This is a genomic window from Psychrobacter piechaudii, from assembly GCF_900162825.1.
GTDB classification, from domain to species: Bacteria; Pseudomonadota; Gammaproteobacteria; order Pseudomonadales; family Moraxellaceae; genus Psychrobacter; species Psychrobacter piechaudii.
This window is the reverse complement of sequence record NZ_FUGE01000160.1, coordinates 1-6,770: the sequence shown is the minus strand read 5'-3', so window position 1 is coordinate 6,770 and position 6,770 is coordinate 1. Positions and strand designations below refer to the sequence as shown.

5 protein-coding genes are annotated in these 6,770 nt (G+C 40.7%); 4 read left to right on the top strand and 1 reads right to left on the bottom strand.

Annotated elements, in window-relative coordinates; genetic code table 11:
- Nucleotides 1–1,075 (top strand): IS3 family transposase (locus A1019T_RS09180; RefSeq protein WP_143514100.1); only part of this gene is annotated, 1,075 nt, incomplete at its 5' end.
- Between the two features lie 277 nt (nt 1,076–1,352).
- On the opposite strand, the gene A1019T_RS09175 is transcribed toward A1019T_RS09180, so the two are convergent.
- Nucleotides 1,353–2,132, bottom strand: coding sequence for an IclR family transcriptional regulator (locus tag A1019T_RS09175; protein WP_077451388.1), 780 nt, complete (start codon nt 2,130–2,132; stop codon nt 1,353–1,355).
- A gap of 185 nt (nt 2,133–2,317) precedes the next feature.
- Here A1019T_RS09175 and A1019T_RS09170 point away from each other — a divergent pair, with 185 nt between their 5' ends.
- Genes A1019T_RS09170 through A1019T_RS09160 form a run of 3 tightly spaced genes read left to right on the top strand, consistent with a single transcriptional unit; the run spans nt 2,318 to nt 6,489 of the window.
- Nucleotides 2,318–3,709 (top strand): GntP family permease, encoded by a 1,392-nt coding sequence (locus A1019T_RS09170; protein ID WP_077451387.1) that lies wholly within the window; start codon nt 2,318–2,320, stop codon nt 3,707–3,709.
- Nucleotides 3,710–3,753: 44 nt separating this feature from the next.
- The gene (locus A1019T_RS09165; RefSeq protein ID WP_077451386.1) at nt 3,754–4,947 is read left to right on the top strand and encodes an iron-containing alcohol dehydrogenase; all 1,194 of its coding nucleotides are present in this window, start codon (nt 3,754–3,756) and stop codon (nt 4,945–4,947) included.
- A 51-nt stretch (nt 4,948–4,998) separates the two neighbouring features.
- Complete coding sequence (locus A1019T_RS09160; RefSeq protein WP_077451385.1) at nt 4,999–6,489, top strand: CoA-acylating methylmalonate-semialdehyde dehydrogenase; 1,491 nt, start codon at nt 4,999–5,001, stop codon at nt 6,487–6,489.
- Nucleotides 6,490–6,770: the final 281 nt, after the last annotated feature.

Sequence of the window (6,770 nt, the reverse complement as noted above, 5' to 3'; positions counted from 1 at the left end):
GCGAGGACGACTAACCTCACTGCCACAGCGCAAGCAATACATTACATTGATTCAAGAAGCTAATATTTCAGGGGCAAGGCTAAAGCAAGCATGTAACGAGGTCGGCATTAGTCTACGTACCTACAGGCGTTGGTATAAACAAGGTCAAATAGTTCATGACAAGCGTGCTGAAGCTGTGCGTCCTATGCCCATAAATAAGCTGACTGATAATGAGACAGCAACTATTATTGCCGTCTGTAACGAACCCCGCTTTGCAAGCCTACCACCGACACAGATCGTACCCACTTTGCTCGACGAAGGTATCTATCATGCCTCAGAATCCACCTTTTACCGTGTACTTAAAGCCCATAATCAGCTAAACCACAGAGGACGTAGCCTAGCTCCTAAAGTCAGTAGTAAACCGGAATCATTTACCGCTACAGGGCCATGCCAAGTGTTCTGCTGGGATATCACCTACCTGCCAAGTCCTGTACGCGGTCAGTTCTATTATCTTTATATGATTGAGGATGTGTATAGCCGTAAGATTGTGGGATGGGAAGTGTACGATCATGAGTCAGGTGAGCTTGCAGCACAGCTTCTACAGCGTACATTAATTAAAGAGAAGTGTTTGCATTCAGGCTTAGTTCTACATTCTGATAATGGGGCACCGATGAAGGCGCAAACGATGCGAATGAAAGCTTATGAGCTTGGGGTGGTGACCTCTTATAGCAGACCTCGGGTAAGTAATGACAATCCATTTGCTGAGTCGCTGTTTAAAACGTGCAAGTACCGCCCGAATTGGCCAACAGATGGGATTAATAGTCTTGATGAAGCGAGAGCTTGGGTGCTTAGGTTTGCTCATTGGTATAACATGGAGCATAAGCACAGTCAGCTTAGATTTGTGACCCCTCATGAGCGCCATACGGGGGAGGATAAAGTCATTCTAGAAAATCGTAAGCAGACGATAGAGAGTGCGAAAGCATTAAATCCTGCGCGCTGGGGTGGCCGAGAGGTGAGAGATTGTACACCTGTGCCCCCAACGACTTTAAATCCAGTAAAAGAGCTAAAATCGATTGATAAGATGAGAGTCGCCTAATTCATTAAATGGTGACAACTATGTTGACAAACACCGATAGTGTCCATGAATAATAATCGTGGACGCTAACATGACAATACAACCCCATAATAAACCCAAACGAAGAACTTACAGCGCCGAGTTTAAAGCACTTTTAGTAAAAGAAGCGACAGACTCAAGCAATCCACTCTCCGATATAGCCGGGCGGTTCAATGCATTATGCTCTGAGTAACTGCAGATTATGTTATCTACTGATGCAGAAAAATTGCTTGATTATCCTGTTTTTAGAATCAGCTATTTACGCTAAAGATTCATAATCTCGACTAAAAGTAATGGATAACTCATCAGCTGCCTCTTTCATCACTGGAATATAGCTTAATAAATCTTCTAGTGACTTGCGCACTGTTGGACCATGAGTGAATAAGGTTGCGAATGCTTGCTGCTTACCATTTGGAATTAGTACCGCACAGGCAACCATACCTGGAATAAACTCTTCATTGTCTATTCCTATCTGAGTATCACGTGTTTTAGCAATAGTTTGCATAAGATGGTTCTTATTCGTCTGAGTTTTAGTTGTTAGTGCATGTATTGACATTTTATCAATGATACGTTCGCATTTATCTTTAGGTAGTTGCGCTAGAAGTAACTTACCACTGGCACTTGCCCAAACTGGAACATGAGAGCCAGTGGGTAAGTATATTTGTAGTGGCCAATCAGACAGTACTCGATCCACGTAAACCACATCCAAGTCTTGTAAGATAGCAATACCAACAGTCTCACCAATCTGTGTAGAAAGCTGCTGTAATATTGAGAGCCTTTCAGTTTTAAAGTGACTGTTCTGCCATAAATCCATAGCTAGTTCATAGGTTCGTTTTCCACACGTCACTTTTCCTGGTAAATCCAATTGTACGAAATTAAGATTTTGTAGTTGCTCCAATAATCTATACATACTAGGTATAGGTATATCTAACACTGCTGCTAGGTCGCTGACACTCATAGGTCTTTGTGATTTCGCTAAGATTTCTACTATCTGCAAAACTCGCTCAACACTTGAACCTTTCTTTTTAGTTTTACTCATATCTTTGTAACCCTACAGACACTTGGCTTTAAATGATCCTTAATTATTATAACGATAATATTTAGTGATTTAAGGCTTGTTATTATAAAAATATTCTGTTATTTTTACATAACGATAAAAATTTTATCGTTATGTGAAATTTTTAAATAAATGGATTTAATATAGGTATAGCACAAGGAGTGCATATGATAAGTTTATTGCCTATTTTTCTATCGTTAGGATTACTAATGTATTTGGCCTATCGTGGTCATAGTGTTATTTTATTAGCACCATTATTAGCTATGCTAGCCGTACTTTTAAGTGGTGAAGCTAGTACAATGCTTGGTGTTTATACTCAAGTATTCATGAAGGGATTAGGTGGATACATCATCAGTTTCTTTCCCCTTTTCCTACTAGGAGCTATATTTGGTAAGTTGATGGATGATTCAGGATCCGCACTTAGCATATCGGAGGCCTTAGTAAATAAACTTGGTAAGAAGCAAGCTGTTTTATCAATTGTTATGGCATGTGCTATTTTGACTTATGGCGGTGTGTCATTATTCGTAGTAGGCTTTGCCATATATCCCATTGCTGCCACTCTATTCCGTCAGCTAGATATCCCCAAAAGACTTATTCCTGGTGCAATTGCTTTAGGTGCTTTGACTTTCACAATGACTGCCCTACCAGGCACTCCCGCAATTCAAAATGCCATTCCAATGCCATTTTTCAGAACAGATTCTTTCGCAGCTCCTGGCCTTGGTATTATTGGGGGTTTAATCATGTTAATAGGTGGAATGATTTGGCTGAATTATCGTACTAGGAAAGCTATTAATGCAGGAGAAGGATATGGCCAACATCATATTGATAATTTAGCTGTAGTCGATCATAGCTCTAAGCCTTCATTACTAGTGTCATTATTACCAATAATATTAGTCATATCGATTAACTTCATTTGTACTAAGTGGCTCTTACCAAGTATGGATAACAGCTATTTAGCAAGTGAAGAATTTGGTGCTATTCCACTAAATAAAGTTCTCGGTATTTGGGCTATTGTCATAGCTTTGGTAGTATCTTGTTCAGCTATGATTCTGCTGAATTGGAAACGATGGAAAAACCTAAAAGAATCGCTAAGCGATGGAGCTCTTGGTTCATTACTTCCTATTTTCAATACCGCCTCTGAAGTGGGGTATGGATCCGTTATTGCTACTTTAACAGGATTTATAATTGTTAAGGAGTTCTTATTGGGTCTGTCTCCAGAGAACCCTCTTATTTCAGAAGCTGTTTTCGTAAACGTTATGGCGGGCATTACTGGTTCAGCGTCTGGTGGATTAAGTATCGCTCTTAATACAATGGGAGACAAATATCTTCAATTAGCTTCTCAGTTTGGTATTAATCCTGAGTTAATGCATCGAGTTGCTTCTATAGCATCAGGGGGTTTAGATGCTCTACCTCACAATGGTGCAGTCATAACCTTACTTGTCATTTGTCAACTAACTCATAAAGAATCTTATAAAGATATTTTTGTAGTAGCTGTTGCGGTACCTATATTAGCTCTTATAGCAGTAATTACTTTAGGTACATTAATAGGCTCGTTTTAGCATAAGTATTAAATAAATAGTGATCAACACAAGGATGAGTAAATATGTCACATAGTATTCTTTTACCAAGAATAATGGAGGTTGGACGCGACGCATGTAATAAGCTTCCAACTATATTAAATAGTTTGAATATTAAGAAGCCTCTTATAATTACCGATAATATGATGGTTAAACTGGGTTATGTCGATAGACTAAATATTATCCTCGAAAGCGCTGCTATTACTGCCGACGTGTTTTCTGATACTGTCCCCGAACCTACCGAAAGCTCTATTAAAGCTGGCGTACATCAAGTTCAGCATCAAGATTATGATGGGCTAATCGCCTTAGGGGGGGGTAGTCCAATAGACAGTGCCAAAGCAATTGCAATTTTAGGTAAGCTTGGTGGTTCTATTCGTGATTATAAATTCCCTCGGCAAGTCAATGAATCTGGATTACCTATTATTGCTATTCCTACGACAGCAGGAACGGGATCAGAGGTAACTCGGTTTACTATTATTACGGATGAATCAAATAATGAGAAACTATTGTGTGTAGGCATGGGCTTTATGCCAGTCGCCGCGGTCATTGACTACAGCCTTACGTTAACCGTACCTGCAAGAACCACTGCAGATACCGGTATAGATGCAATGACTCATGCTATAGAGGCTTATGTTAGCCAAAAGTGCAATGTCTACAGTGATCAGCAGGCTCTGTCGGCGTTACGCTTAATAGGTGCTAATTTACAGACTGCTTATCATGATGGTAAAAATGAAGGTGCACGTGAGGCAATGATGCTAGGCTCTACCCTAGCAGGTATTGCCTTCAGCAATTCATCAGTGGCACTTGTTCACGGCATGAGTCGACCCATTGGTGCCTTCTTCCATGTGCCCCATGGTTTATCTAATGCGATGTTATTGCCCGCGATTACCGAGTTTAGTATCTCAGGCTCCCCTAAACGTTATGCAGACTGTGCTCGGGCATTGGGAGTAGCCTCAACTAGTGATACAGACGAGCAAGCCAATGCAAACCTAATTGAATACCTAAAAAAACTAAATGATGAGCTAAAAGTACCTACTTTGGCACAGTTTGGGATACAAAAACATACTTTCGATGCATTAGTCGACACTATGTGTGAGCAAGCATTCGCTTCAGGCTCACCTGGCAACAACCCTCGTGTTCCTAGTCTTAATGAAATGAATCAACTTTACAAATCGCTATGGACTGATTCTAATGATACACCGCTAGACCAAACCCACTAACACTTAGGTCTTACTTTCTGACAACCTAAAAACCATAAAAAGGAATATATTATGAAAACTATCGGACATTTTATTAATGGTACAAAGCGTGTTGATGAAGGCCCAACCCAGCCTATTTATAACCCCTCTACCGGTGAGGTAAGCAAACAAGTTGTTTTAGGTGACTCTAAAACTATTGATGAAGCGGTCATCGCTGCAAAAGCCGCATTTCCATCTTGGAGTAAAACCCCTCCGGCAAAACGTGCCAGAATCATGTTTAAATTTAAAGCGCTCCTAGAGCAAAATGCTGATGAAATCTGTCAATTAATCGGAGAAGAGCACGGCAAGATTGTGCATGATGCTGCAGGTGAGCTTCAACGTGGTATTGAAAATGTTGAATATGCTTGTGGAGCCCCAGAACTGTTAAAAGGTGAACATAGTCGCAATGCCGGTCCAGATATTGACTCATGGAGTGAATTCCATCCATTAGGTGTGGTCGCTGGTATTACTCCTTTTAACTTCCCTGCGATGGTCCCGCTTTGGATGTTCCCCATGGCCATCGTTTGTGGGAATACATTTATATTAAAGCCATCTGAGCGAAATCCAAGCGCGGCTATGTTTATCGCCCAGCTATTAAAAGAAGCAGGATTACCAGACGGCGTGCTTAACGTGGTTAATGGAGGTAAAGAGGCTGTCGATGCTCTTTTATACCATCCAGAAGTTGAAGCCATAAGCTTCGTAGGCTCTACCCCTATCGCCGAGTATATTTATACAACAGCTACAGCACAAGGGAAAAGATGTCAAGCTCTTGGTGGTGCAAAAAACCATGCTATTGTCATGCCGGACGCAGACTTAGACAATGTGGTTACCTCTTTATTAGGTGCTGCCTTTGGCTCATCAGGTGAACGCTGTATGGCTCTTTCTGTTGCTGTCGCTATAGGCGATGATATTGCAGACAAAATGATAGAAGCTTTAAAACCTGCAATACAAGAGTTACGTTTAGGTGTCTACTCAGACAAGGAGAATGATTTCGGTCCGGTAATTACGGAGGCACATAAATCTAAAATCCTAGGTCATATTCGAAGTGCTGCTGAACAAGGGGCAAATGTTATAATTGATGGTTCGAATGCAGCACCAGAAGGGTATGAGAAAGGCTTCTTTGTTGGCCCAACTTTAATAGACAACGTAACAAAAGATATGGACAGTTATTCTGCAGAGATTTTTGGTCCTGTGCTTCAAATTATGCGTGTCGAGACGATGGAAGAGGCAATACAACTTATAAATGAACATGAGTACGGCAATGGCACCTGCATTTATACCCGAGATGGTGAAGCCTCTCGATATTTTGTTGATAATATCAAAGTAGGTATGGTCGGTATAAACATCCCCTTACCTGTTCCTATCGCTTCTCAAAGCTTTGGTGGCTGGAAGCGCTCATTATTCGGTGATTTGTTTATGTATGGACCAGATGGTGTTAGGTTCTTCACTCGACGCAAAACAGTAACACAACGTTGGCCAAGTGCTTCTCTACGTGAGAAAAAGCAATTTTCAATGCCTACTTAAAAAACATCTATATTAATAATCGTTTGATATAGGAATATAGTCAAGGAAATCTAAAATAGCTACAAAGCAGCAGATCGTAGATTGTACTTATAGTCCCGCTTGGGAGCACAACACCGTAGCGGTTTAGTGATTCGCTGACTATATATGAAAAGTAATCCACTGACTAATGCCAGTCAGTTAAGCAAGAGACTTAGCGGAGATATGGTTTTTTAAAACCAGAGAACTCCATAAACAGGGGTTTCTAGAAAAAACGAATTTCAGAATTTCGCTATAAAATCTCT